Annotated in this window: 25 protein-coding genes; 13 read left to right on the forward strand and 12 right to left on the reverse strand. The window is 63.7% G+C overall.

The features are described 5' to 3' along the window. Positions 1-70 precede the first annotated feature (70 nt). From ACP3TD_RS10150 to ACP3TD_RS10160, 3 genes are read right to left on the reverse strand one after another with little or no spacing between them, the layout of a single operon-like run. Positions 71-1,015: a COX15/CtaA family protein gene (locus tag ACP3TD_RS10150; protein WP_426762743.1), complete on the reverse strand. Its 945-nt coding sequence runs from the start codon at positions 1,013-1,015 to the stop codon at positions 71-73. A gap of 7 nt (positions 1,016-1,022) precedes the next feature. Beyond that, positions 1,023-1,832 (reverse strand): ABC transporter permease, encoded by an 810-nt coding sequence (locus tag ACP3TD_RS10155; protein WP_426762744.1) that lies wholly within the window; start codon positions 1,830-1,832, stop codon positions 1,023-1,025. After that, entirely contained in the window at positions 1,829-2,797 is a 969-nt protein-coding gene (locus tag ACP3TD_RS10160) for an ABC transporter ATP-binding protein (protein ID WP_426762745.1), read from the reverse strand. Before ACP3TD_RS10160 ends, ACP3TD_RS10155 begins: the two co-directional genes overlap by 4 nt. 104 nt (positions 2,798-2,901) lie before the next feature. On the opposite strand from ACP3TD_RS10160, the gene ACP3TD_RS10165 reads away from it, so the two are divergent. The 6 genes from ACP3TD_RS10165 to ACP3TD_RS10190 are packed head-to-tail and all read left to right on the forward strand — an operon-like array spanning position 2,902 to position 8,002. Continuing rightward, on the forward strand, positions 2,902-3,744 hold the full coding sequence (locus ACP3TD_RS10165) for a helix-turn-helix transcriptional regulator (protein WP_426762747.1): 843 nt from the start codon (positions 2,902-2,904) through the stop codon (positions 3,742-3,744). Next, the gene (gene sufB, locus ACP3TD_RS10170; protein WP_015937041.1) at positions 3,744-5,207 is read left to right on the forward strand and encodes a Fe-S cluster assembly protein SufB; all 1,464 of its coding nucleotides are present in this window, start codon (positions 3,744-3,746) and stop codon (positions 5,205-5,207) included. The genes ACP3TD_RS10165 and sufB overlap by 1 nt, the downstream gene beginning before the upstream one ends. Next, positions 5,207-6,448 carry a Fe-S cluster assembly protein SufD gene (gene sufD / locus ACP3TD_RS10175; protein WP_426762748.1) on the forward strand — a complete coding sequence of 414 codons (1,242 nt, stop codon included), beginning with the start codon at positions 5,207-5,209 and terminating at the stop codon, positions 6,446-6,448. The genes sufB and sufD overlap by 1 nt, the downstream gene beginning before the upstream one ends. Before the next feature lie 21 nt (positions 6,449-6,469). After that, complete coding sequence (locus tag ACP3TD_RS10180; protein ID WP_426762749.1) at positions 6,470-6,826, forward strand: non-heme iron oxygenase ferredoxin subunit; 357 nt, start codon at positions 6,470-6,472, stop codon at positions 6,824-6,826. 42 nt (positions 6,827-6,868) lie between these two features. Then, positions 6,869-7,657, forward strand: a complete 789-nt coding sequence (gene sufC, locus ACP3TD_RS10185) for a Fe-S cluster assembly ATPase SufC (protein ID WP_426762751.1) — start codon at positions 6,869-6,871, stop codon at positions 7,655-7,657. Between the two features lie 12 nt (positions 7,658-7,669). Then, positions 7,670-8,002, forward strand: coding sequence for a metal-sulfur cluster assembly factor (locus ACP3TD_RS10190; RefSeq protein ID WP_091720128.1), 333 nt, complete (start codon positions 7,670-7,672; stop codon positions 8,000-8,002). Positions 8,003-8,081: 79 nt separating this feature from the next. Here the strand turns inward: ACP3TD_RS10190 and ypfJ are convergent, their stop codons facing one another. After that, positions 8,082-8,966, reverse strand: a complete 885-nt coding sequence (ypfJ, locus tag ACP3TD_RS10195; RefSeq protein ID WP_091720130.1) for a KPN_02809 family neutral zinc metallopeptidase — start codon at positions 8,964-8,966, stop codon at positions 8,082-8,084. Between the two features lie 58 nt (positions 8,967-9,024). Between ypfJ and ACP3TD_RS10200 the strand changes: the two genes are divergently transcribed. Next, positions 9,025-10,431: a class I adenylate-forming enzyme family protein gene (locus ACP3TD_RS10200; RefSeq protein ID WP_426762752.1), complete on the forward strand. Its 1,407-nt coding sequence runs from the start codon at positions 9,025-9,027 to the stop codon at positions 10,429-10,431. Continuing rightward, positions 10,421-11,602, forward strand: a complete 1,182-nt coding sequence (locus ACP3TD_RS10205; protein WP_426762753.1) for a thiolase family protein — start codon at positions 10,421-10,423, stop codon at positions 11,600-11,602. The genes ACP3TD_RS10200 and ACP3TD_RS10205 overlap by 11 nt, the downstream gene beginning before the upstream one ends. A gap of 19 nt (positions 11,603-11,621) precedes the next feature. On the opposite strand, the gene ACP3TD_RS10210 is transcribed toward ACP3TD_RS10205, so the two are convergent. The 4 genes from ACP3TD_RS10210 to ACP3TD_RS10225 form a co-directional block, all read right to left on the reverse strand. Continuing rightward, positions 11,622-12,260 (reverse strand): energy-coupling factor transporter transmembrane component T family protein, encoded by a 639-nt coding sequence (locus ACP3TD_RS10210; protein ID WP_426762755.1) that lies wholly within the window; start codon positions 12,258-12,260, stop codon positions 11,622-11,624. Next, a complete protein-coding gene (locus tag ACP3TD_RS10215; RefSeq protein ID WP_426762756.1) occupies positions 12,257-13,003 on the reverse strand; it encodes an energy-coupling factor ABC transporter ATP-binding protein in 747 nt (248 codons plus the stop codon). Before ACP3TD_RS10215 ends, ACP3TD_RS10210 begins: the two co-directional genes overlap by 4 nt. A gap of 10 nt (positions 13,004-13,013) precedes the next feature. Continuing rightward, positions 13,014-13,664: a biotin transporter BioY gene (locus ACP3TD_RS10220; RefSeq protein ID WP_426762758.1), complete on the reverse strand. Its 651-nt coding sequence runs from the start codon at positions 13,662-13,664 to the stop codon at positions 13,014-13,016. A 210-nt stretch (positions 13,665-13,874) separates the two neighbouring features. Beyond that, complete coding sequence (locus tag ACP3TD_RS10225; protein WP_426762760.1) at positions 13,875-14,654, reverse strand: isocitrate lyase/PEP mutase family protein; 780 nt, start codon at positions 14,652-14,654, stop codon at positions 13,875-13,877. Positions 14,655-15,311: 657 nt separating this feature from the next. On the opposite strand from ACP3TD_RS10225, the gene ACP3TD_RS10230 reads away from it, so the two are divergent. Further along, positions 15,312-16,376 carry a spore photoproduct lyase family protein gene (locus ACP3TD_RS10230; RefSeq protein ID WP_426762761.1) on the forward strand — a complete coding sequence of 355 codons (1,065 nt, stop codon included), beginning with the start codon at positions 15,312-15,314 and terminating at the stop codon, positions 16,374-16,376. A 143-nt stretch (positions 16,377-16,519) separates the two neighbouring features. Then, the gene (locus ACP3TD_RS10235; RefSeq protein WP_426762762.1) at positions 16,520-18,118 is read left to right on the forward strand and encodes an ABC-F family ATP-binding cassette domain-containing protein; all 1,599 of its coding nucleotides are present in this window, start codon (positions 16,520-16,522) and stop codon (positions 18,116-18,118) included. A gap of 610 nt (positions 18,119-18,728) precedes the next feature. On the opposite strand, the gene ACP3TD_RS10240 is transcribed toward ACP3TD_RS10235, so the two are convergent. Next, the gene (locus tag ACP3TD_RS10240) at positions 18,729-19,079 is read right to left on the reverse strand and encodes a hypothetical protein (protein ID WP_426762763.1); all 351 of its coding nucleotides are present in this window, start codon (positions 19,077-19,079) and stop codon (positions 18,729-18,731) included. 21 nt (positions 19,080-19,100) lie between these two features. Continuing rightward, the gene (locus ACP3TD_RS10245) at positions 19,101-19,373 is read right to left on the reverse strand and encodes a DNA gyrase subunit A (protein WP_426762765.1); all 273 of its coding nucleotides are present in this window, start codon (positions 19,371-19,373) and stop codon (positions 19,101-19,103) included. Positions 19,374-19,595: 222 nt separating this feature from the next. On the opposite strand from ACP3TD_RS10245, the gene ACP3TD_RS10250 reads away from it, so the two are divergent. Both ACP3TD_RS10250 and ACP3TD_RS10255 read left to right on the forward strand, forming a co-directional pair. Continuing rightward, positions 19,596-20,120, forward strand: a complete 525-nt coding sequence (locus ACP3TD_RS10250) for a hypothetical protein (protein WP_426762766.1) — start codon at positions 19,596-19,598, stop codon at positions 20,118-20,120. Between the two features lie 172 nt (positions 20,121-20,292). Beyond that, on the forward strand, positions 20,293-20,949 hold the full coding sequence (locus ACP3TD_RS10255) for an alpha/beta hydrolase (protein WP_426762768.1): 657 nt from the start codon (positions 20,293-20,295) through the stop codon (positions 20,947-20,949). A 95-nt stretch (positions 20,950-21,044) separates the two neighbouring features. Here ACP3TD_RS10255 and ACP3TD_RS10260 read toward each other — a convergent pair whose 3' ends face one another. Together ACP3TD_RS10260 and ACP3TD_RS10265 are read right to left on the reverse strand one after the other, a co-directional pair. Beyond that, a complete protein-coding gene (locus ACP3TD_RS10260) occupies positions 21,045-21,251 on the reverse strand; it encodes a hypothetical protein (protein ID WP_426762769.1) in 207 nt (68 codons plus the stop codon). A gap of 540 nt (positions 21,252-21,791) precedes the next feature. Continuing rightward, positions 21,792-22,337: a hypothetical protein gene (locus ACP3TD_RS10265; protein ID WP_426762770.1), complete on the reverse strand. Its 546-nt coding sequence runs from the start codon at positions 22,335-22,337 to the stop codon at positions 21,792-21,794. Positions 22,338-22,523: 186 nt separating this feature from the next. Between ACP3TD_RS10265 and ACP3TD_RS10270 the strand changes: the two genes are divergently transcribed. Beyond that, positions 22,524-22,988, forward strand: coding sequence for a hypothetical protein (locus ACP3TD_RS10270; RefSeq protein ID WP_426762772.1), 465 nt, complete (start codon positions 22,524-22,526; stop codon positions 22,986-22,988). The last annotated feature ends 2,154 nt before the right edge of the window (positions 22,989-25,142 follow it).

Here is a 25,142-nt window from a genome sequence, read left to right on the forward strand (position 1 = left end):
GCCGACGTCAATGGCCTTTAAACGCGAGGGTGCCCCGGTCTGGAACCGGGGCACCCTCGCGTTTAATGGGTTACTCCACCGGGCTGGACCTGGCGACGTCCCAGGCATTCGTGGCCGTAGCCATCAGCAGCGCGGCTCCCAGCATGTGGGCGCCCACCAGCAGGGCCGGAATGCCGTTGTAGTACTGGGTGAAACCGATGACCGCCTGCAGGACCGTGACCCCGAGCAGGCCGAACACTGCAGTCCGGAACGGACCGGCTATGCGGCGCGTCAGCACCAGGACAAGCGCCACCAGGGAACCCGCAGTCACCAGGTAGGCCGGAACGGCGTGGATGTGCGAGAAAAGATCCCAGTCCAGGCCGTTGCGTGGTGCATCTGCGTCACCGGCGTGCGGTCCTGCTCCGGTGACCACCACGCCCAGCATCACGGCCAGGGCGGAGAAAAGCGCGACGGCGGACGTCACCGGACGCAGGGTCCCCGGCAACGCACGCAGGGAGACCGTCATGTAACGCCCGGTGCGGCCATAGGCCCTGTTGACCAGCAGGGTGGCGAACACCACCAGAGCCATGGACACCAGGAAGTGCAGGCCCACCACCCACGGGTTGAGGCCGGTGAGGACGGTGATCCCTCCAATGACGGCCTGGGCGGGGATGCTGGCCAGGAGGCCGAGCGCCAGCAGGAAAAGGTCCCGGCGTTCCTTGCGGAGGTTCCACAAATACACCAGCATGAGGGCCGCTACGGCGGCGAGGGCGAAGGTCAGGAGCCGGTTGCCGAACTCGATGAAGCCGTGGATGCCCATTTCCGCCGTGTTGACCAGCGAGGTGTCGGTGCAGCGCGGCCAGGTGGGGCAGCCCAGGCCGGACGCCGTCAGCCGCACGGCGCCACCGGTCACCACCAGCAGTGTCTGCCCGATCAGGGAGGCCACTGCCAGGCGGCGCACCCTGGCGTCGACTGTGCGGGGAAGCCGCGCTGCCAGGCGGCCGGCGAACTGGGGGAGGCGCGAAGCCGTGCTCACGAATATCTCAATTCCACTTGAACCAACGGATGGCTGCTGCCCCGGCAATCGCCGTCCAGAGCAGCAGGATGAGGGCGGCCCCGCCGTTCAGGGCGCCATGAAGGAAGGCGTCGCGAAGGGATTCACCCAACGCGCCGGAGGGCAGGAAATGCACAATGGATTGTGCCAAGGCAGGAAGCCTGTCAGCCGGAATCACGATTCCTCCCATGGCACCCAGCAGGATCCACAGCAGGTTGGTGATGGCCAGCGTTGCCTCCGGGCGGACGGTACCGGCAACCAGCAGGCCCAGTGACGTGAACGCCGCTGCACCCAGGACCAGCAGGACAAGGCCGGGCAGCCAGCCCGCCGCAACAGGCTGCCAGCCCAGGGCAAACGCCACTGCCGACACCACCACGATCTGCAGGCACAGCACCACCAGCACCGAGAGAACCTTGCCCGCAATCAGGCCGCCGCGGCCAAGGGGGGTGGTGGAGAGGAAACGGAGCACGCCGTAACGGCGGTCGAATCCTGTTGCGATTCCCTGGCCCGTGAAGGCCGTGGACATGGCGCACAGGGCCAGGATGCCCGGGACGGCCACGTTGACGCGGCTCGGACCCAGTCCGTCAAGGAAGGGCGTGACGGTGAGGCCAATCAGGGCAAGCAGCGGCAGCACCACAGCAAGGATCAGCTGTTCACCGTTCCGCAGCATGGTGACGGCTTCATATTTGCCCTGCAGGAGCACGCGCCGAAGCAGGGAAGCAGGGTGTTGGCGGCCGCCGGCTGCTTCCGCGAGGCCGTTCCCGGGAGCGCTGCCCGCGGCAGTACCGGTCCCGTTCATCGAATGTCCTTTCCAGAGATGTCCAGGAAGACATCTTCAAGGCTACGCGCCTGCAGGCTCATGGCGGCGGGCATGATGCCCTTCGCTTCCCACCAGGCAGCCAGCGCCGCGAGGTGTCCCGGAGTGAGTGCACCGGTCACGGAATAGCTGCCCGCGCGGGTCTCGGCGACGGCGATGGAGGGTGGGAGTACAGCGGAAACGTCCAGGCCGGGCTGCGCTTCGAACACCAGAGTCCGGACGTGGTCCGCTTCGCTGCCAACGGCCGGTTCGCGCTGCAGGAGCTGCTGCACTGTTCCTTCGGCGACGTTGCGGCCGCCGTCGATGATGTAGACGTAGTCGGCCAGGCGCTGCGCATCGTCCATCAGGTGGGTGGTGAGGATGATGCCCATTCCACTGCTGCGGAGCTCGGAGATGAGGTCGAAGACGAGGGCGCGGGACTGCGGGTCCAGCCCGGCGCTCGGTTCGTCGAGGAAGAGGACTTCGGGCCTGCCCACCAGGGCCGCCGCGAGGGCAAGCCGCTGCTTTTGTCCGCCGGACAGCCTCCGCACGCCGGTGCGGCTGAAGGTATCGATGCCCAGCCTCTCCACCAGGTCCTCCACGGGCCAGGGGTTCGCGTACAGGCCGGCGATGTGCCGCAGCAGCGGCACAGGCTTGGCCGACGGCGGGAGCCCGCCATCCTGGAGCATCACGCCGACGCGGGAGCGCAAGTCTGCCCCGGCAGAGGCAGGATCTTCGCCGAGGAGGCTGATGGTTCCGCCGCTGCGCCGCTGGAGGCCCTGCGCGCACTCAAGTGTGGTGGTCTTTCCGGCGCCGTTGGGTCCCAGCAGGGCCGTCACCTCGCCGCGCCCGGCGATCAGCGAGACATCACTGACCACCCTCAGCATCTTTCCGTCCAGGCTGGCCAGCGGGCCGACGTCCTTAACGAGTCCACTGATGGACAGGACGGGGGATTGGGGGGATCGCACCCCAGTATTCTACGGGATGTAGTACTTGCCGGTTCCCGGTGCTGCCGAGGGAAGGTAGCCTGCCCTTACTGGAGCCCGGGACTAAATTACGACATGATTGTGTTGTGTATTCCGTGAGCAATGCTACTGCTGTGCCTTTCGCTGGGCACGGGGCCGTGCAGGCCCAGGAAGGGCGCGCCCAAACGGTGCCCGGTCCCGTGGCTGACGCCGATGAGCGCACCCGCGACCGCGTCCTCTCGGCTGTCCTGGAACACGGACCGGTCAGCGCGGCAGAGCTTGGCGACATGCTGGGATTCACTCCGGCGGCAGTCCGCCGGCACCTCGACCATTTATCCCGTGCCGGCATCATTGAAGTCAAGAGGGTGGCCAGGGCCGGAGCGGGCGCCGGACGCCCCGCACGCCGTTACGTCCTCAGTTCCGAAGGCCAGTCGAGCCTGGGCAACGACTACCTGGACATTGCCGCGCTGGCGCTCCAGCAGCTCCAGAAAGCTGCCGGACCGGACGCCGTCCGTGCCTTCGCTGAAGAGCGCTTCGCTGACATGGAGCGGCGTTACGCCCCCGAAATCGACAAGGCAGGTCCGGACATCGCGGACCGGGCCAGGGCTCTTGCCGAGGCACTCAGCAGGGACAACTTCGTTGCGTCCGCAGCCTCCATCGAGGCCAAGGCGCCCCTGCCGGCCGCGCTCTCCAGCGTCCAGCTGTGCCAGGGCCACTGCCCCATCCAGCAACTCGCCGCCCGCTTCCCGGTGTTCTGCGACGTGGAAACCGAAGTGTTTTCACGGCTGGTGGGCGTCGACGTGCGCCGCCTGTCCACACTGGCCCGCGGCGGGCACGTCTGCACCACCCACATTCCCACAGGCAGGCTGTCTGCGCCCGGGCCCACAAGGCCTTCCGCAGCCCCCGCCAGCCTGAACGAAGTAACAAACCATCAGCAAGAAAGGCCGTGATGACGGACCAACTATCAGAGAAAGCAGTAGCCGAAAACACTGTGATCTCGGAGATTCTGGAAAAGAATCCCGAGCTGCACGGCATCGGCAACTACGAGTACGGCTGGGCTGACAAGAACGATGTCGGCGCCAACGCACGCCGTGGACTCGACGAAGAGGTAGTCCGCGACATCTCGGCTAAGAAGAGCGAGCCCGAGTGGATGCTGGACCTTCGCCTCAAGGGGCTGAAGTACTTCGACCGCAAGCCCATGCCCACCTGGGGTGCAGACCTCTCGGGCATCGACTTCGACAACATCAAGTACTTTGTGCGGTCCACGGAGAAGCAGGCCACCAGTTGGGAGGAACTGCCCGAGGACATCAAGAACACGTACGACAAGCTCGGTATCCCCGAGGCTGAGAAGCAGCGCCTTGTTTCCGGCGTCGCTGCCCAGTACGAGTCCGAGGTTGTCTACCACCAGCTGCGTGAGGACCTTGAGAAGCAGGGCGTTATCTTCCTGGATACCGACACGGCGCTGAAGGAACACCCGGAAATCTTCCAGGAGTACTTCGGCACCATCATCCCGGTGGGCGACAACAAGTTTGCTTCGCTCAACACGGCAGTATGGTCCGGCGGCTCCTTCGTCTACGTCCCCAAGGGCGTTCACGTGGACATCCCGCTGCAGGCCTACTTCCGCATCAACACCGAGAACATGGGCCAGTTCGAACGGACCCTGATCATCGCCGACGAGGATTCCTACGTCCACTACATTGAAGGCTGCACGGCGCCGATCTACACCTCGGACTCCCTGCACTCAGCCGTTGTGGAAATCGTGGTCAAGAAGGGCGCCCGCGTCCGGTACACCACCATCCAGAACTGGTCCAACAACGTGTACAACCTGGTGACCAAGCGTGCCGTCTGCGAAGCCGGCGGCACCATGGAATGGGTGGATGGCAACATCGGCTCCAAGGTGACCATGAAGTACCCGGCCGTGTACCTGGTAGGTGAGCACGCCAAGGGTGAAACCCTGTCCATCGCGTTCGCCGGCGAAGGCCAGCACCAGGATACCGGCTCGAAGATGGTCCACATCGCGCCCAACACCAAGAGCTCCATCATCTCCAAGTCGGTAGCCCGCGGCGGCGGCCGTGCAGCCTACCGCGGCCTGGTCCAGGTCCGCGAAGGCGCCAAGCACTCCGCTAACACCGTGCGCTGTGACGCCCTGCTGGTGGACACCATTTCGCGGTCTGACACCTACCCTTACATCGACATCCGCGAGGACGATGTACAGCTGGGACACGAGGCAACTGTTTCGCGCGTCAGCGAGGAGCAGCTGTTCTACCTCATGTCCCGCGGCATGCCCGAGGACGAGGCCATGGCCATGATCGTGCGCGGCTTCATCGAGCCGATCGCCCGTGAGCTCCCCATGGAATACGCCCTCGAGCTCAACCGCCTCATCGAACTCCAGATGGAAGGATCCGTCGGTTAATGACTGCCGAAGCTACTACCGAAAAGGCCCGCATCGGCGCGCCGTCAATCGCCGGTTTCACTGAGGAAGGCGAGCACCTGGTCGCCTCCAAGGTGGACCGCCACCACAGCCACGGAACGCAGGTCATGGCCTCCCGCGCGGAGCGCATCACCAGCCACGACGTCGCTGACTTCGCCCTGCCCAACGGCCGCGAAGAGGAATGGCGCTTTACCCCGGTCCGCGAGCTGGCCAACCTGCTTTCGGACACGCCTTCGGACGCCGGCGCTCTCGGCGTCATCGTCGAAGGCCCGGACTCCTTCGTCCAGGGTGCCCTCCGCGCCGGCGAGGCCCCCCGCGGTGCCACGCTGGTCCCCGCGGACCGTGCCGCCGTCGTCGCTTCCGCGAACGTGGAGGAGGCCCAGCTGATCCGTATTCCCGCGGACGCCGAACTGGACCAGCCCATCCGCGTGGTCATGACCGGCAACGGCGCAGGCCGCCGCACCAACACGCACCACGTCATTGAGGCCGGCGCGAACAGCCGCGCCGTGGTGATCCTGGAGCACGACGGCTCCGCCGACCACAACGGCAACGTGGAGGTCTTCGTCCGCGAAGGCGCCAAGCTGACCGTGGTTTCCGTCCAGCTCTGGGAAGACGACGCGCGCCACCTGGCCCAGCACGACGCCGAGGTTTCCAAGGACGCCGTGTACAAGCACATCGCGGTGACCCTTGGCGGCAAGATCGTCCGGCTGAACTCCAACGTCCGGTTCTCCGGCGAGGGCGCCGATGCCGAACTCCTCGGCCTCTACTTCGCCGACGCGGGACAGCACCTGGAGCACCGTTCGTTCGTTGACCACAACCTGGCCAACTGCAAGTCGAACGTCCTCTACAAGGGCGCACTGCAGGGCAAGGGCGCGCACACCGTCTGGGTGGGCGACGTCCTCATCCAGAAGCAGGCCGAAGGCACCGACTCCTACGAGAAGAACCAGAACCTGGTCCTGACGGACGGCTGCCGCGCGGACTCCGTGCCGAACCTCGAGATCGAGACCGGCCTGATCGAGGGTGCCGGCCACGCCAGCTCCACCGGCCGTTTCGACGACGAGCACCTGTTCTACCTGATGGCCCGCGGCATCCCGGAGGATGTTGCCCGCCGCCTGGTGGTCCGCGGCTTCCTCAACGAGATCATCCAGCAGATCAAGGTCCCGGCACTCGAAGAGCGCCTGACCGAGGCTGTGGAACGCGAACTCGCGGCAACGGAAAACTAGAGGACAGGCAGCCAGGAACGCATGAGTGGTAAGCCCAAGGGCGAGCTGGTGTGCAGCTCCAACGACATCAAGGTCAAGCAGGCGCTGCGCATCCTGATCGATGACTACCCGGTAGCCGTGGTCAGGGATTCGATGGGTGACATCCACGCCATCGGCGACACCTGCTCGCACGCTGACATTTCGCTGTCCGAAGGCGACGTGGAAGGCTGCGCGATCGAATGCTGGGGACACGGCTCCCAGTTCGACCTGCGCAGCGGCCAGCCACTCCAGCTTCCCGCCTACGATCCCGTTCCGGTGTTCGCCATAGAACTCGACGGCGACGACGTCTACGTGGATGTCACCAACGTTTTGAACGGCGCGGCAGTAAACAACTACTGAGCGCCCCGCAGCACAGACTTACGAACGAACAGAAAGAAGAGCATGTCAACTCTTGAGATCAAGGACCTGCACGTCAGCATTGAGACGGAACAGGGCACCAAGGAGATCCTGAAGGGCGTCAGCCTCACCATCCGTACGGGTGAAACCCACGCCATCATGGGCCCCAACGGATCCGGCAAGTCCACCCTGGCCTCCACCATCGCAGGCCACCCCCGCTACACGGTCACCAGCGGTTCCATCACCCTCGACGGCGAAGACGTCCTGGAGATGAGCGTTGACCAGCGTGCCCGCGCCGGAGTCTTCCTGGCCATGCAGTACCCGGTGGAGGTTCCCGGTGTCACCATGACCAACTTCCTGCGCACCGCGAAGACCGCAATCGACGGCGAAGCACCCAAGCTGCGTACCTGGACCAAGGACGTCAAGGACGCCATGGGGAAGCTTCGCATCGACGCCGACTTCGCCGAGCGCAACGTCAACGAGGGCTTCTCCGGCGGCGAGAAGAAGCGCGTGGAGATCCTGCAGCTCGAGCTCTTCAAGCCGAAGTTCGCAGTGCTGGACGAGACCGACTCCGGCCTGGACGTTGACGCACTCAAGATCGTCTCCGAAGGCGTCAACCGCGCACACGCCGAGGGCAACATGGGCACGCTGCTCATCACCCACTACACCCGCATCCTGCGCTACATCAAGCCTGACTTCGTCCACGTCTTCGTTGACGGCCAGGTTGTCGAAGAAGGCGGCCCGGAACTGGCTGACCGCCTTGAAGAAGAGGGTTACGACCGCTACGCCAAGGGTGCCGGCACGGCCGCAGCTCCCGCAGCAGCACAGGCCTAGTTAGGACTTGCGATGACCGAAATCGTGCCGGGCCGCACGGCCCTGGAAGACGTCGAGGAAGCACTCAAGGACGTCATCGATCCCGAGCTTGGCGTCAACGTGGTGGACCTTGGGCTGCTTTACGGCCTGAAGTACTCCGATGACGACGGTGCGCTCCTGATCGACATGACGCTCACCACGGCGGCCTGCCCCCTCACCGATGTCCTCGAAGAACAGGTGGGCAAAGCCCTGGAAAGCGTTGTGGATGACTGGCGCCTGAACTGGGTCTGGATGCCGCCATGGGGTCCCGAGCGGATTACCGACGACGGTAAGGACCAGATGCGGGCCCTCGGCTTCAACATCTGAAAAACCTGAAGTACGACGACGGCCTGTCACCTTCTCCACGAAGGTGACAGGCCGTCGGGCTTTTAATGGTGCGCCGGGGCTAGAGGGTGGGGGCGCTGAACGTGTCGCATTGCTTGATGTCGCCTGACTCGTAGCCGCGGGCAAACCATCGCTGGCGTTCCTCGCTGGAGCCATGCGTCCAGCCCTCAGGCGAAACGCGTCCGGTGGCGGCCTTCTGGATGCGGTCGTCGCCCACGGAGGCGGCGGCGGAGAGGGCATCGTTGACATCCTGCTGCTTCAACGGCTCCAGGTACGGCTGGCCGGTATCCGGGTTCGGCGTGGTGGACGCGTACTTGGCCCACAGCCCGGCATAGCAGTCAGCCTGCAGCTCCGTGCGGACGGACCCGGATTCCGGGCCCTGCGGATCCTGCTGGGCGCGGCCCAGGTCACCGAGGACGTTCTGGATGTGGTGGCCGAACTCATGGGCCACCACATACTCCTGCGCGAGCGGGCCGCCGGAGGATCCGAACCGGTCCACGAGCTCCTGGAAGAACCCCGGATCGAAGTAGGCGGTGGTGTCCGTGGGGCAGTAGAACGGGCCCACCTCTGACGTCGCTGCACCGCACCCGGTGTTGGTGCCGCCCGTGAAGATCACGGCTTCGGGCCGCGGGTACTGGACGTTGTACTGCTGCAGGTAGCCTGGCCAGAACGCGTTCAGGCTGTTGACCGTGCCGGTGATCCGGCAGTCCAGCCGGGCGTCGGCATCGGCGCCGGTGCTGCAGGCGGGTGCACTGCCCTGGGTCTGGGGTTCCGCTGTGCCGCCGCCGGTGAGGCCCCCCAGCAGGTTGGGATCTATGCCCAGCAGCAGCGCTACGAGCAGCACCAGCCCGCCACCGATGCCGCCGCCAACTTTCACGCCGCGGCCCATTCCCCGCCGGTCCTGGACCTGGGACGGATCCAGCTGCACATTGTCATTGAAACTCATATCGTCACAATACCCGCGGATCGGCCACCCAATCAGGGCCGCCGGTAAAGTTGATCCGATGCCTTTCCTTGACCGAATCCAGCGCTGGGCCACCGAGCGTCCGCACGGCACAGCCGTGGCCATCGCCGGCCGGCGGCTGTCCTGGGCCGAACTGCGGGGCAGGGCGGCTGGCATGGTTCCAGAGACGAAATCGGTGACCACGCTGTGTGAAGCCAATTCCATCGATTTCGCGGTGAAGTTTGCCGCGGCCGTGGCCGGCGGACGCCAGTGCGCCGTCCTGGACCCCGCCTGGTCCGCTCACCTGCAGGAGGACATTGTCCGGCGGGTCCAGTCGTCAGCAGAACCGGCAGCGGTGGCTACGGACGACCCCCTGGCCGACGGCCCGCCCGGCTCAACGTTCCTCATCGGCCTCACGTCTGGCACCACCTCCGTGCCGAAAGCGTTCACCCGGTCCCGGCGTTCATGGCAGGAATCCTTTGGGGCCTCCATCGAATTCTTCGGCCTCCGCCAGGACGATGTGACCCTGGCTCCCGGGCCGCTGGCCGCCAGCCTGAACCTCTACGCCCTGGCCGAGTGCCTCTACGCCGGATCCGAATTCCAGACCCTGGAGCATTTCGACGTTGGCGACGTCCACGCAGCCATCACCCATGACCGCGTGACCCGCCTGGTGCTGGTGCCCACCATGCTGCGGATGCTGAGCGAACGCGGGCTGACCGGATGCGTGGACGCATCCGGGATCCGGACCATCATTTGCGCCGGCTCCAAGCTTGATGCCAGGACCCTGGAAGCGGCCCGCCGCTGGGCTCCCAATGCCACCATCTACGAGTACTACGGCGCTTCGGAACTGAGTTTCGTCTCAGGCGCCGGCCTTTCAGCCAACCAGCCACCCGCCGTCGGAAGCACCTGCATAGGCCGGCCGTTTCCCGGCGCTGAGGTGCGCATCCTTGATGACGCCGGCCAACCGGTGCCGGACGGCGGGTACGGGAATATCTGTGTGCGCAGCGGCATGGTCAGCAACGGATACCTGTGGGGCGACGACGGCGAAGCCCTGCGGTCCTTCGGCGCCTGGCACACCGTGGGAGACCAGGGTTACCTGGCCCCGGACGGGCTGCATATCCTGGGCCGCCGGGCTGACATGATCCTCACCTCGGGCCGGAACGTCTACCCGCACGAGGTGGAGCTGGCTCTCTGCGCGGTGCCTGGCGTTTCCGCTGCCATCGCCGCCGGAATGCCCGACGACCTGCGCGGGCAGAAGGTGGTGGCCGGCGTCGTCCCTTCCCATGGCGGGATCACCGCAACCCAGTTACGGGCAGGCCTGGAGGACATCCTGGCCCGGGACAAGCGTCCGCTGCAGTACTTCGTCCTCGCCGGGCTTCCCGTCACGGACCGCGGCAAGGTCAGCCGTAACCTGCTGCTGGAATGGATCGCCCAGAGGGATCCACGGGTCAAGAGCCTTGGCAGCTGAGCTTCTTCCGCCGGACCGCCAGCCCGTGATCATCGCGGCCCGCCGGACCCCTGTGTGCCGGACCAACGGCGCCCTGCGGACCGTCCGCGCCCATGAAATACTGGCCCCAGTGCTGAACAGCCTGCTCCACGAGACTGCTGTGGCACCCGGCGCCGTGACCGACGTCGTTATAGGCAATGCGGTGGGCGGCGGCGGAAATGTTGCCCGGCTGGCCCTCCTGGAAGCCGGTTTGCCCGTCAGTGTTCCGGGCATCACCGTGGACCGCCAGTGCGGGTCCGGCCTGGACGCGATCGCCCTCGCCGCGCAGCTGGTGGCCGCCGGCGGGAACCCGCTCTATCTCGCGGGGGGAGTGGAAAGTACCAGTACCGCTCCTTTGCGCGCGCACAGGAATTCCGACGGCGGTCCGGAGTTCTACGGCCGTGCCCAGTTCGTGCCGGCCAGTTTTGGCGACCCGGACATGGGCGTCGCCGCAGAGACGGTGGCCCGCCGGTATGGCATTGCCCGGGACCGGCAGGACGCCTTTGCCCTCGGCAGCCACCGGAAGGCCCTTGAGGCAATGGCGGAAGGCCGCTATGGGCAGGAAATTGTTCCGCTGGCCACGGCCGGGGGGACGGTAACGGCTGATGACGGCCCGAGGCGCGGGCTTACCCCTGCAGTCATGGGGCGGTTCCCCGCCGCGTTCGTGGCCGGGGGAACTGTCACCGCCGGAAACTCCTGCTTCGACGCGGACGCCGCGTCCGCCGTCGTCATGACCTCCCTGCAGCGGGCCCGCTACCTGGGTGCCGAAGACGGGCTCCTGGTGCTTGGCACCTGCACCGCCGGGGTGGAGCCGGACGTGCTGGGCGTGGGTGCGGCCGAGGCAGCACGGAAACTGCTCGCCACCCACGGTGTTGAGGCAGCCGGGCTGGACCTGGTGGAATTCAACGAGGCGTTCGCCTCCCAAACCCTCGCCTGCTTTGACGAGTTGGGCATTGATCCTGCCCGCGCCAATCTTGACGGCGGGGCGCTGGCCCTGGGGCACGCGTACGGTGCCTCCGGCGCCGTCCTGGTGACCAGGCTGCTCGCCCAGGCGAGGCGGGCGGGAACGCTCGGGAGGCTGGGGCTGGCCATGATCAGCAGTGCCGGCGGCATGGGAACGGCGGCCCTGCTGCGCTACGGGCGGCTGGACTGACCCGCAGTCCGGCCGCCGCTTAGTCCCCGGGGCCGCGGTCTTCGGCGTCGCCGAGCCCCCTGGCTGCGAGCGCCTCACCGGTCTGGCGGGCGTAGGCCACGGAGGTGATGAAAACCGGCAAAACCAGTGCCCGCGGGTTCCGCTCCAGCCCCCGTGCCCTTGCGGAGTCCCTGACGTCGGCGAAGGTGCCGGCGATGTAGGGGATGCTGCGCAGCATGACCCCGATGGTGAGGGCGAACCGCTCCGGATCGGCGCCGAAACGCTGGAATGGAGTGGCGGCCGCCACCACGCCGTCCAGCAGCCGCTGCACGGGGGTGGTGGCGGTCAGCAGGGACGCGGCCACCACGCAGACCAGGATGTTCAGGACGATCCTGCCCGCTGTGGGCGCACCGAGTTGCCACCACTGAAAGAGCCCGATCACCAGGAGCACCGGAAGCATCGGGCGGACCGCTCGCGCCAGCCGCTTCGGCCCGGCTCCGGTCAGGAGGAACAGCCCGCACAGCGCAGCCAGCACCACCAGGGATACGCGCCAGTCGACAATCAGGAAGGATGCCAGGCCGCAGGCGAAGACCAGCAGGAACTTCAGGGCCAGGGGTGACCGGTGGATGAAGGAGTTTCCCGGCACAAAGTTGGCCAGCAGGAAACCGTGGCCCCTCATGGCGCGGCCGGGTTGCGGCCCGGGCCGGCGGGGTGCCGCATCCCGTCCAGGCACAGGGCACGGTAGAACGCGACGGCGTCTGCCGGGGCGCCGTCGAACGCCACCGTCCCACCCTCGACCACCAGGACCCGGTCCATGTCCAGGGCAAGCTCGAGGTCATGGGTGGACATGATGACCTGCTGCTCCAGTCCGGCAAGGGTGTGGCGCAGCAGTTCGCGGTTCCTGAGATCCAGGAGCGTGGAGGGCTCATCGAGGACCAGAACCGCAGGCTCGACCGCCAGGACGGCCGCGAGCGCCATCAGCTGGCGTTCCCCGCCGGAGAGTTCGTAGATGCTTTGGTCGGCCAGGGGCAGCAGGCCAAGGTGGTCGAGCGCGGCTTCAGCCATGGCCTGCCGTTCCCGGCCGTTCCGGACAGAGCGGCGCAGCGACAGCTCAACATCCTCCCGGCCGGTGGGCATGACCAGCTGGGACAGCGGGTCGGTGAAGACGAACCCGACGCTCCGGCGGACTTTCCTGACCGCGCGGACTGTGTCGTCGCCGTCAACCGCTACTTTCCCAACGGTTGGCTGGACGAGCCCGTTCACCAGGCGCAGCAGCGTGGACTTCCCGGAACCATTGGCACCAATGACGCCCACGCGGCGTTCCGCCAGGCGGAGGTTCACGCCGTCGAGGAGGACTTTAGGGACGGGGGAGTGGTCCGTTTCCACGGCGACTGTTACCTGGTCAAAGGTGACAACTGGCATTGCTTACTTCCTAGGCCTTGGCGGGCTGGACGGGCGGGTTGCTGCGGCGCGAGCGGCGGACCAGGAGGTCCGGGAAAGCGCGGTGCAGGGCAACGGCAATGCCGGCGGCGAGGATGTTCTTGATGATGTCTCCGGGGTAGAAGACGAGGTCGCTGAAGAAGGCCTGTCCGAGGGTGGCCTTGGTGTTAAGGGCGATGCCGGCGACGCCCAGGGTGTGGACGGTGAGGATACTGGTGACCGTGGCGGCGAGGAAAAACCACAGCGCGCGGGCCTTGGTGGTGCGGCGGATCACGACAGTTGCCAGCCAGCCGACAAGTGCGGCAGCGATGGGGAACGCGATGATGTAGCCCGCGGACGGGCCGGCGAGGATGCCCAGGCCGCTGCGGCCCTGGCTGAAGATGGGCAGTCCGGCAAGGCCCAGAAGGGTGTAGAGGCCTACGGCGGCAAAGCCCCTTCCCGGTCCGAGCACCAGGCCGGTCAGCATCACGGCGAGGGTCTGGAAGGTGATGGGCACGCCGAAGCCGTTGACGGCCAGGCCGGGTACGAGCGCGGCGCCGGCCACCAGTGCAGCGAAGACGCCGATGAGGCCCAGGTCTGTGGCGTTCCAGCGGCGGCGTTTGGAGGAAAGGCTGGAGGTGACGGCGGTGTCGGTGTTGCTCATGGCAGTCCTGTCGGGGTTGAACAAGCGGAATCTAATGTACTGCCGACGTTACTGGGACAGAGCAGGGCCCATTTTGTAGGGGACCTACTAAAGGGTTGGCAGGAAGATTGGGGGCAGGGCACAACTGCGGGCAGAGAACCGCCTGATGAGCTGATTTACCGGGGCGAACGGGACGGCATGTGGAGTGCCGTCCCTTCCTCCGCTCCCTCCCTAGTTCAGCGCGGGGGTATCAGCGGGAATGACGCCGGACCCGTAGAGATCCGTGGCAAGGTCGCGCAGTGCCCGGAGAGCCACCCGTTGGGTGAAGGGGCCGTACGAGACCCTCGCCACGCCGAGTTCCTGGAGTTGGGCTGCCGGGAGCGCACCGGGTGCACCGATGATGGACAGCTTTCCGCGGCCGAGGCCGTCGACGAGGGGTTCGATGACTTCCCGGGTCAGGGCGCCCGGGACAAAGACCAGTGCCGCGCCGGCGTCGAGGAAGGCACGGCCCCTGGCGACGGCATCCTCAATGCTGTCCTTGACCGGCCGGTCCCCGGCACGGACCAGCGCATCGGTGCGGGCGTTGAGCTGGAAGGGCACGCCCTCCGCCTCGGCGGCCCGGACGATCGCCGCCACGCGGGAGACTGCTTCATCGAACGGCCGCAGCCTGTCCTCAACGTTGGCACCGGCAATGCCGAGTCCGATGGCTCGCCGGATGGTCTCGGCAGGGTCCTGGTAGCCGTCGTCGAGGTCTGCAGTGACAGGCAGGTCCACGGCGTCCACGATCCTCTTGACACCCTCCAGGGCCACGTCCAACGGCATGGCGCCATCCGCGTAGCCCAGCGCGGCTGCGATCGAGTGACCCGCCGTCGCGATCGCTTTGGTCTCCGGCAGTGCCGCGACGGTTGCTGCACTAATGGCATCCCACACGTTGATCACCTGGAGGATTTCCGGTGCTTCGTGGAGGGCCTTGAGCTGCTGGGCGCGCTCCACTGTTGTTGTTCCAGTCATTCGTGGTTGTTCCTTATCCGTAGGTCAGGCACGTCTTTGCAATTCCTACCTACACACACGCAGCGGCCTCAGGGCAAGACAAGGTCACGGGCAGGAGTGCCGCCTGCCGCCGTCTGCTGCCTTGGCGGGGCAGGATGGGAGGCATGGTTGTTGAACTTCGCCCGTGGAGGGTTTGTTCCGGATTGGGCTGGGACATCGCGTTAACAATCCCGCATCCTGCAAGGCCACTACCCGCGCAGGCTTTGTTCCTGAAGGGATAGAACGCAGGAAACTCAGGTACGGCGACCAACGGTTCGACGTAGAGACCCATGCGCGCTTGCTGACGGATCCAGCTCCGGACGTGACCCCTCTTCCAATACAGGCCTAAAAGACAACTACCGTCGTCGAGTAACAGGACGTACGCTGGCAAGGCCGTTCCTGGCATTTGCATGTTTGGGGGAAGTTTTGGAAATTGTCATGTTCGTGGTGCTGCCGCTTGTCTTCTTTTACATTCTTTACGGGGTTATCAGGTCAGCGGTGCGGGACGGAATCCTCGCTGCTGACCGGGTCCGGAGCGCGGGCAGCATCGGGGAAGCTGGTGCGCCGGAGGTAGCCGAACAGCGTGAACCCTTGGCTTAACCGCCCGCAGAGGCTGCAGCCATTCGGAAGAATAGCTGCATGGAATTCCATCGGCTCCTGCAGATCAGGCGCATCTTCGCCCAGCCGGAGGCGCTGGAATTGCCCCGTGGCCGCGAGATCGTGGAGCGCTGGCCGGAGGCCGACGTCGTACCTGTCGAGAACCACTGGAACATCCCGGAACTGCACGGCGACGAAACCAACGTGCCGCGGTGGTCCCGGATCAAGACCGAAGCGCTGGTCCTCGGAGTGAAGAAGTCCTTGACCGTGAAGCCCAACGGGCGCTCGGCAGACTTTATCGCCCCCTCCGCGGCGAACGGGTGCGCCATGGCATGCGCCTATTGCTACGTCCCCCGCCACAAGGGGTACAGCAACCCGGTCACCGTCTTTGCCAACATTAACCAGATCGCCGCGGCACTCGAACGGCACGCCACCCGGCAGGGCATCAAGCTGGAACCCAACCAGTGCGATCCCGAACTCTGGGTCTACGACATCGGTGAAAACAGTGACTGCTCCGTGGATGCGCTGATCAGTGACAACGTGGAGGACCTGGTTGGGCTCTTCCGGGAACTGCCCACCGCCAAGCTGTCATTCGCTACAAAGTACGTCAACAGGGACATGCTCACGTGGGACCACGGCGGGCACACCCGGATCCGCTTTTCGCTGATGCCCGCGCACCTCGCGAAGTCCATTGATGTCCGGACATCCCCGGTTGCCGAACGCATTGCCGCGATCAATGATTTCGTCGACGCCGGGTACGAGGTGCACGTCAATTTCTCCCCGGTGGTGGTCACCGAAACCTGGCTTGATGACTGGCGTCAACTACTTCAACAGCTCGATGCCGCCCTGACGCCCGCAGCCAAAGCGCAGCTTGCCGCGGAAGTGATCTTCCTGACCCACAATGAAGGGCTCCACCAGGTCAACCTTGGATGGCACCCGCAGGCGGAGAAGGTCCTCTGGCGTCCGGACCTGCAGGAGTCCAAAACCTCCTCCAACGGCTTCAGCAACGTCCGTTACCGCAGCGGAAGCAAGGGCCGCTATGTGCGGCAGCTGACGGCAATGATCCAGGAGATCACCCCCTACTGCCGGGTCCGCTACGCCTTCTGATATCCCGGTCCGCGCCGGAAGGTCCGGTTTCCTTGGCATGGACGGTAGACTTGTTAAGGCCGTTCTCCGGCCACTCTGCCTCCAGCCCCCGACATATCCTGTTGGTGCTGCGGCGTTCCCTGTTGTGAAAGGCCTTACCTTCTGTGATTACTGTCCAGGATCTTGAACTCCGCGCCGGTGCCCGGCTCCTGATGGATCAGGTGAGCTTCCGCATCGATAAGGGCGACAAGATCGGCCTGGTGGGACGCAACGGAGCCGGCAAGACCACGCTCACGCGCGTCCTGGCAGGCGAAGGGCTTCCCGCTGCCGGCAAGGTGACCCGCAGCGGCGAGATCGGCTACCTGCCGCAGGACCCGCGCACCCCGGACATGGAGCAGTTGGCGCGGGACCGGATCCTCTCCGCACGCGGCCTGGACATCGTCGTCGGAAAACTCCGCAAGGCCCATGACGAGATGGCCAGCGAGGACGCTGCCGTGCAGCAGAAGGCCATGAACCGCTACGACCGGCTGGAATCCGAGTTCCTGGCGGCGGGCGGCTACGCCGCGGAGGCAGAAGCAGCATCCATCTGCTCGAACCTCGCACTTCCTGACCGCCTGCTGAACCAGCCGCTCAAGACACTTTCCGGTGGCCAGCGCCGCCGCGTGGAACTGGCCCGGATTCTCTACTCTGATGCCGAGACCATGCTCCTCGACGAGCCCACCAACCACCTCGACGCCGACTCCATCGCCTGGCTTCGCGACTTCCTGAAAAACCACCAGGGCGGGCTCATCGTCATCAGCCACGACACCGAACTCCTCGAAGCCACCGTTAACAAGGTGTTCCTGCTGGACGCCAACCGGGCCCAGATCGATTTCTACAACATGGACTGGAAGCGGTACCTCACCCAGCGGGAAACGGATGAGCGCGCCCGCAAGCGGGAACGCGCCAATGCCGAGAAGAAGGCCCAGGTCCTCTTCGACCAGGCCAACAAGATGCGGGCGAAGGCCACCAAAGCCGTGGCCGCGCAGAACATGGCCAAGCGCGCTGAGCGGCTCCTCAGCGGCCTCGAAGCCGTCCGCGAGAATGACCGCGTGGCCGCCCTCCGTTTCCCGGATCCGTCACCGTGCGGCAAGACACCGCTCACCGCAGACGGGCTCAGCAAGTCCTACGGCTCCCTGGAGATCTTCACGGACGTGGACCTCGCCATCGACCGCGGCTCCAAGGTGGTCATCCTCGGCCTCAACGGTGCCGGCAAAACCACCCTGCTGCGCATGCTTGCCGGCGTAGACCAGCCGGACACCGGCGAAATCATCCCGGGGCACGGTCTCAAGGTGGGCTACTACGCCCAGGAACACGAGACCCTCGACGTCAACCGCACCGTCCTGGAGAACATGCGCTCGTCCGCACCCGACATGAAGGACGCCGAGGTCCGCGGCATCCTGGGTTCATTCCTGTTCTCCGGTGACGACGTCGACAAACCAGCCGGTGTCCTGTCCGGCGGTGAGAAGACCCGCCTTGCACTGGCCACCATCGTGGCGTCCAGCGCCAACGTCCTGCTCCTCGACGAACCCACCAACAACCTGGACCCCGCCAGCCGCGCGGAAATCCTCGGCGCGCTCCGGAACTACACGGGCGCCGTCGTCCTCGTCAGCCACGATGAAGGCGCCGTGGAGGCGCTGAACCCCGAACGCGTCGTGCTGCTGCCCGACGGCGTCGAGGACCACTGGAACGAGGACTACCTGGACCTGATCACGCTGGCCTAGGCAGGGCGAAGAGGCCCGACGCCGGACGGTGGCCTTGGTGAGGTCCGCCACCGATGGTTTGCGCTGGTCAGTGAGGGATCGGAGCCAACGGGCTGGCGTCAGCGGCGCGAGGGTACGTCTTGAATAGTTCTGGTTCCGGTCGGCGTAACCGGGCCGAGGCTGCCTCCGCGCATGTCTGATCCGCAGCCAGACGTTCCGTCTCGGTGATTCGCTCACGCCGGTCTCGAATCGGGATGACTCTAGGCCACCTCGCATGAGCCCGCCGGATGGTGGGACCGGGAAGAAGACACGAAGCATGGTCTTCCGAGCGTCCAGTGTCGGTCTCTAAGGAGCACGGGTTTCGCCGCCTTTGCTTGAGGTTGGCTGGCCGGAGACGTCGAGTACGTCACCGTTCCCGGGACAGATTTGTGTGTAGCGTATAGGGCACCTTCACCGGGCAATTTTGCGGGCAGGGTATACGGGACACCCTAAACGTCGGTTTTACGAAGCCGCAGGTCAGCGGCGGGTTGTCCCGATAGGGGACCGCCTTACGGGCTGGGTGGAGCGAACGACGACAGCGCTCCAATGCAGGCACTAGCCTCTCGAAATCTCGTATGTTAGAAATCGAAAGTTAGCTGGGCTCGTCGTTCCTCAGAAATTGCAAGACCTCGTTAGGAGGATCAGGGATCCGGCGGTCCATAGGAACGCCCACCCAAACAACCCCGTGTTGATCAGGACGGCTGGTGGCACGACCAATTGGCTCCGCCATGTTTATGGCCACATCACGGGCGAAGCCCTCAATGGTGCCATCCGCCGCTTTTGAGTTGAATGCGAGCCGACGCCCCAGCACCACCGCGGGGTCAATAGTTCGGCGATACACAACGCAGACTGTAGCCGGCCCGTCCTGCCAGTAACCGAGAATGTTCACCTCATCCGCCCAGTAGCGATCAATTTCCCTAACGATGTGTCCAGCTAAATCCATAGATCCATCCTCACCGGACACTTAGCGGCCATCGAGTAACATTGATTTAAGTTCTCCTGCACGGGAAGCCATGGCCCGGCGCTGGCCTCGGGTGAACCTTCTCACCTGTAGGTCGATGACCGCCCGGCTGCTTACGGCTCCGATCTCCAACAGCTGACCCACGCGACTGATTGCTTCATCCACGGTCTCTGAATCTTCAACCACCTGGAACACCTCATCGCGCCGATCCATTGCGCGCAAAAGAGCCTCAAGTGTCGCTAACTCGTCCCTCGCGCGTCGCTCATCCTCATCCATGCCGTGATTCTTGCACGACCGAAGCCTCGGAGCATTTTTCGTCCAGTTCGACGATTCCTGATAGGACGCAGCGGCTTCCATTGAGCCACCGTCTTACGGGACGCTGTGGTCATGCCCCAAGGCGGGACCACGTGTCCCGATTGGGGGACGTCCAGGTCCTCCTCCAAATTGCGTTGACGGATCTTCGGCATCTTCCCGCTCAAGGCAACGTATGGTGTGGGCATGGAAGACAAGGACAACGCCGGTGAACGGGCTCCGGAACAGGTGTTGGCTCTCATCACCTTGGTCGAGTCGTCCGGCTGGCCCACCACGGAAGCCGAACAAGATAACTACTTTCAGATGCTTGGACTGCGGCAACTCCCCGGAGCCCCCCAGAAGGGAGCATCACCGGCAGTCGTCGGAGGGGTCATCACTGATTCTGCATCGACCACTCCAGTCGGCTCTTGGATGACACACGAGGGCGAACTGGTTGGAATCAGCCTTTTCCTCCAACAAGAGCCGCGCAGTCCAGCCACGCCACCCTTTGATCTATTCGACTCCATACACTCCCTGATTCGCGCTAAATTCGGAGAACCACTGGACGACTCGGTCCAACCAGCCGGCAACGCGTCTGCCCTTTGGAAGGTCAACGGAACAGGCATCGAGCTCTACAGACACGTCAACCCGCCCATAGCCGTCCAAGTCGGACTCAACAACCTTGAGCGCACCTCAGCCGTGGAACGACTGGCGGCTACCGGGAGCCTTTAATTGCGTCGTTGAGAGGAAGTCGTGGCTAAAGAGGCAACAGCTTCCGACCGCGGTTCATCCTGTCCGTAAGCCGATCGGCTTACGGGCGGAAAATTTTGGCTGTCAGTTGTACTGCCGACTCTTGCGGTCGCCTGGTCACCGTAAGCTTTGTCCCTAAACGTAGGCTTACTGGATGAATCTGCAGTCTGAGGTCGTGCTCGTCCATGGCTTGTGGCACCAGCCGGCCCACTTCGACCGGTTGGTAGAGCATCTGCGCCGTCTCGGCGCTAATGTGCATGCTCCTCGCCTGCATAGGGGTTCCCTAGGTGCGGACACTGCAGTAGTACAAGAGACCGTCGACGGGTGTTTGGTACCGCCAGTTGTGCTTGGCCATTCTTACGGCGGATCAGTCATCACTGGCCTGGAGCGAGCCAGGCATCTCGTGTACGTTGCGGCTTTCGTTCCGGCAGCCGGTGAGAGCGGGGCCATGTTGGGCGGTCCATCAGCACTGGTCAACGACGCCGTCCGGCAGAACGACGATGGGTCCACCAGCATTGAGCCGGAATGGGCTCACGAGGTTTTGTATGCAGATTGCTCCGCCGCCGATAGTGCCTGGGCCACCTCGCTCCTGGTACCTCAACAACCCGGTCATGGTCGCGGTGTACCCGGCCGCATTGCTTGGCAAACCACCGACAGCACCTATGTTCGCTGTGAACAGGACAGAGCGCTTAGCCCAGTCCTTCAGGAACGAATGGCCGCCCGATGTACCAAAGCTGTCAGTGTAAATTCGAGCCATTCACCCTTCATCAGCCAGCCTAAGTGGCTCGCCAAACACATCTTGGAGATATAGATACCCCCTCGACTCAAACGACGCGCCGGTATGCTCAACCGTCCGTTGAAGGATCCCCAACTGAGATCGGGGAGGTTGCTTGCGGCGATGAAGAGTCAGACTACCGGGGGCCGTCCTACATCGTACGGGTCCCAGCCGAGCTGCCAGAAGGCTTCTAGCCCGTGATCATGAATGAAGAGACGCTCGGCTTCGTGAATCGGGTAGAGACCACAAATGTTGATCGGCCGGGTCTCTCCGACGTTGATGTCGGCGAAGTCTGCGCGGTCCAGAACGGCTGGCGCAAAGATGACGAACGCTGTCATTTCAGAGTCGGGGGCGATCCTCTCGCCGAGGTTATTGTGTCCCCGTAATGGAACGGGTTGTCTCCGCGTTGGGTCTCTCCGATGTGTCCAAGCACCAGCGGCCACCGAAGGTCATCGGATCTTACGCTTATACAAAGCTCAGGCTTGCCAAGTCGCCAGTGGGGATGATCGGCCAAGCTGACGCCATAAGTGATGCCGGTGAGCATTCCGGGTTCAGGAACGTCGTCGTAGACGACCACCGTCACGCGGGGCAAGCCTCGGCTCCCCTCGAACGGAAAGAAGCGCGGCTCAAGTCCTCCGCTTATATAGTCCAGGTGGGAGAAGAACTGCTCGACTCGACTGGGCACCACGCCACACTAACAATCAAACACCTCTAATCAGGAAGCGAAGCAAACCCGTCGCTTGAATGGTGCGGCAGTCAGGTCAGCAAATGCGTAACCCGCTGTCCGGCGAGTTGGATAGCGTGCGCCCGTTAGCCGATCCTTCACCGCGCATTGACTGCCATGCTCATAAGGGGATTACGAGCCCTATGGCTGTCTGTCAGCTCCAAGCATCCACGCCCGGCAGGGGCGCAAAGGAGTTGGGCAGTTTAGTTGATCGGTAGAAGCGCTCGATTTCACTTTTCTTGTATTTGCTCACACGAATTGATTCCAGAGACTGACAGTTCTCAAGGGCGTCTAGTTTGCCGTCCTCGGGAAGCACACCAAAGAGCTCGAGGTGAGCGAGGTGCGGCAACCCAGTTAGAGGGGCCAGGGAATGCACAATCGTCTTCTTCCCAGATGAGTCCCAACTGGGGAGTGTGCTGAGCCTGATCGTCTTCAGTTTGTGCAGCTGACCGAGAGGGTCTAGATCGGAGACCTTTGGCATGTGCATGATGCTCAGATACTCGAGCTGACTGAGACCGTGCAAAGGAGTCAGGTCAGCGTCTGGATAAGTTGCAATGACAAGCGTTCTAAGATTGGCAAAAGTTGCAAGGCTTCCCAGCGACTTGTATTTGCAATGCCACACGCGCAGGGCAGTCACTTCAGCTGGAGTAGGGTGCGCCGGCATGGACCGAGCTTCGTCTCTCGTGAAATCAGCGATCATTATGTAACCGTAGGGGAAGTCAAGCACCTTCAGCGCCGAGGCTAAGGCGGCCCTTAGCGTCCCTGGAGCCAAGTATTGTGACGTGGCAGTCTGCGCACCTCATTAGCCGTCCAATAGAGGATGGGCTTACGGGCGTGGAGCTCGCTTGGCTAGGTGGCGAGGACCTGGAGGTGGAATTATGCCGGTATGGCGAAATTCCACCGGTTCCAGTCGAACTATGTCGGGCGCACAGGCGCCCCTGTCGGCGTATTCGTGGCGGTCGACCATCTTCGACGCGTGGGGCGACTCAGCGAGGGGGAAGTCGCCTGCTACGCCTTTACCGATGCCTGGTTTCAGGAGAACCTGCCCAACCCGCCGTTTTATGCGGATGGGAACACCATCGGCGCGGTTACCTGGTTCAAGGAGCAGACAGACGGTATGGCGGAGCGTCTTCGGCCGCTTCTAGAGATGCTTGAGGCAAAGAGCGTTTTTTGGGAGTGCGAAACTTCAGCTGATCCTGGTGAGATCGTTTATGAAGATCAGTGGCAGGTGGGCGTCATTCCTTCATCGCGGTTGGCGATGACACCGTTGCCCTATCCCGGGAAGCCCGGGCCCAATGATTGGTTCGAGGTCCGTGAACGCTACCTGCAGGGCCGCCGGGCTGGGCAATAAATCGAGCGCCCGGTTGAGGATCCCTTTACGGACACCCGGTCAGGGTGATCATGCAGACACCCTGCAAGCCCGCTTCAGACGTGTGTGGGCAGCGTGGGTATGGTGTTTGCATGGCAAAGACTCCTAGCGTGCTTCTCGTTCCGGGTGCGGAATCTGTGGTGGCCTTTATTGATCGCGTTGTCACTTTAGATTGGCCCACTGGCATCGAGGATCTAGTCGACTACTTTCCCAGGCTGGGCCTCCACCCAGCCGCGGGACATTCACGGGATTTCGATTCTCCAGAAGTCCTAAGAGGGGATTTACGTAGTCCTGACCTGGCTGCGTCTGCCGCTTCTTGGATGTCCCACAAAGGCGAGCTCTTCAGCATCACCTTTTCCTTTACGAAGATTCTTCCCCCAGCGGAGCCGCAGCCGTGACGGCGTACCCTTCGATTTATGAGCGACTTCAAACCCGATATGGTCCACCGGCCGATGCAACCGCCCTCCCGTCGGGGCTGGCGTCGTCTCTCTGGAGAATGAGCGACACCGCCATAGAGATGTACTGCCACACCAACCCTGTACCCACACTGCAGCTAGGGCTCAGCCACATTGCCCGAAACGCGGCTTACGAAGCACGCCCAACATCTTGAACGAGTCCGCCCCGTAGAGGGAACCACTAACGGGACAGTCCTCGAAGGCATCACATCCCGCAAGGGATCCTAGCCGTGATCACATTTACGTGTTCAGTTTCGGGGAGACCCACTAGTACTTCGAGTCCTATTGGCCGCGGACAAGCGCACGTATCAGGCCGATTGCTAACACCGTCACGATTACAAGGCCCACTGCAGTCATGATCCAAGTCGCAACGAAGCCAGCCGGTGGGCCAAAGTAACAAGACGTGTCGCCTTGGAAGCCCGCAGGATACATGCTGCAACTCCCGATCGGGATCCAGATAAGTCCCAAGAACACAGCTACTGGAGCAATGAACAACATCCAAGGCCACGGTCGATTCCACGGCCACTCATCCACTTTCCTTTTCATGTGAACCCCGTTTCGAGTGTAGCCGTGCCATCAACGACTGCCCGCGTATGAGGAAACCCCCAACGGGACAGTTCATTAAGGCATCGTTGCGCTGGGGAAGCGGGACCGAGCATTTGTCCCATTCAGCAAATAGGTGGCGGCCTTTTACAGCGCGATATGGCGCAGGGCGCAGCCCGCAGGGAATCCCTAACGGGCGCCCGATTATCCCCTTCCGCGTCACCGGAGCCACACCAATCCAACTCAGTTCACTCTTCGTCCTGATGATCGTCAGAGTTACGGTGCAAGAAAAGATCACCTACGGCTTCGAGAACGCCCTGAACGACAGCCGCGATGACTTCCACGAGGACGGACATGCGACCAGAATACGTCTTCTCGCACGGCATATTGGGTTAGCACTGCCCGAAAGCCGATCCTTTACCGGACGCCGGTGACGCCAGTTAGCTTCTTGGGTGGAGAAATTTTTTCAGCGCTGGGACGACCCTTTTCGGTACCGACGCAGTGAGAAACACTAGGAAAATGCCGCCACTTAGCGCTGAGATTCACAAGACGCCGCCACCCGTCTGGAATACTCGTCCCGTGAGCGCACTGAGGGACCTTCAGGAGATTGCGATCCGTAGGGCACTCGATGAGATCGTCGGTGCAGACGTGTTGATAGCCACAGCGTTGCGGGCTCTGTTAGAAGGCGTAGATTCGCCCTCGCTCCCGCTCCTCGCTGGTCTGTCGCGGCGAGAGGAGGGCGAGGCACACGACCTATTCCAAGCAGTCATCGCCGAGTTGGACATCGCACCACCCTCGCCCATGGACACGCCAACTGGACGCTGGCAGCTGGTGCGTTGGCTGTGCCAGGCAATCACGGACGGGACTGCGGACCCAGAATTCGCGGGTCGCTTGATCTGGTACCGGGGATGGAAGGAGCTCGACTGTCCTGACTCACTCCGGCCACTTATTAGCTGGGTCAGCCAGTGGGACGATTGGAATCCGGACCCGGAGCGCCTTCTGATTCGGGAGGGTATCGTCGAGGAAGCTAGACGATTTCTCGAAGGCCCGTAACGACCAGCACGATGCAGGAATATATGTACGCTGCAGGATCGGCTACCGTGCACTCGTGGCGTCAGGATAATTCCTAGAGGTATGG

The organism is Pseudarthrobacter sp. 1G09, from assembly GCF_050038305.1.
GTDB classification, from domain to species: domain Bacteria; phylum Actinomycetota; class Actinomycetes; order Actinomycetales; family Micrococcaceae; genus Arthrobacter; species Arthrobacter equi.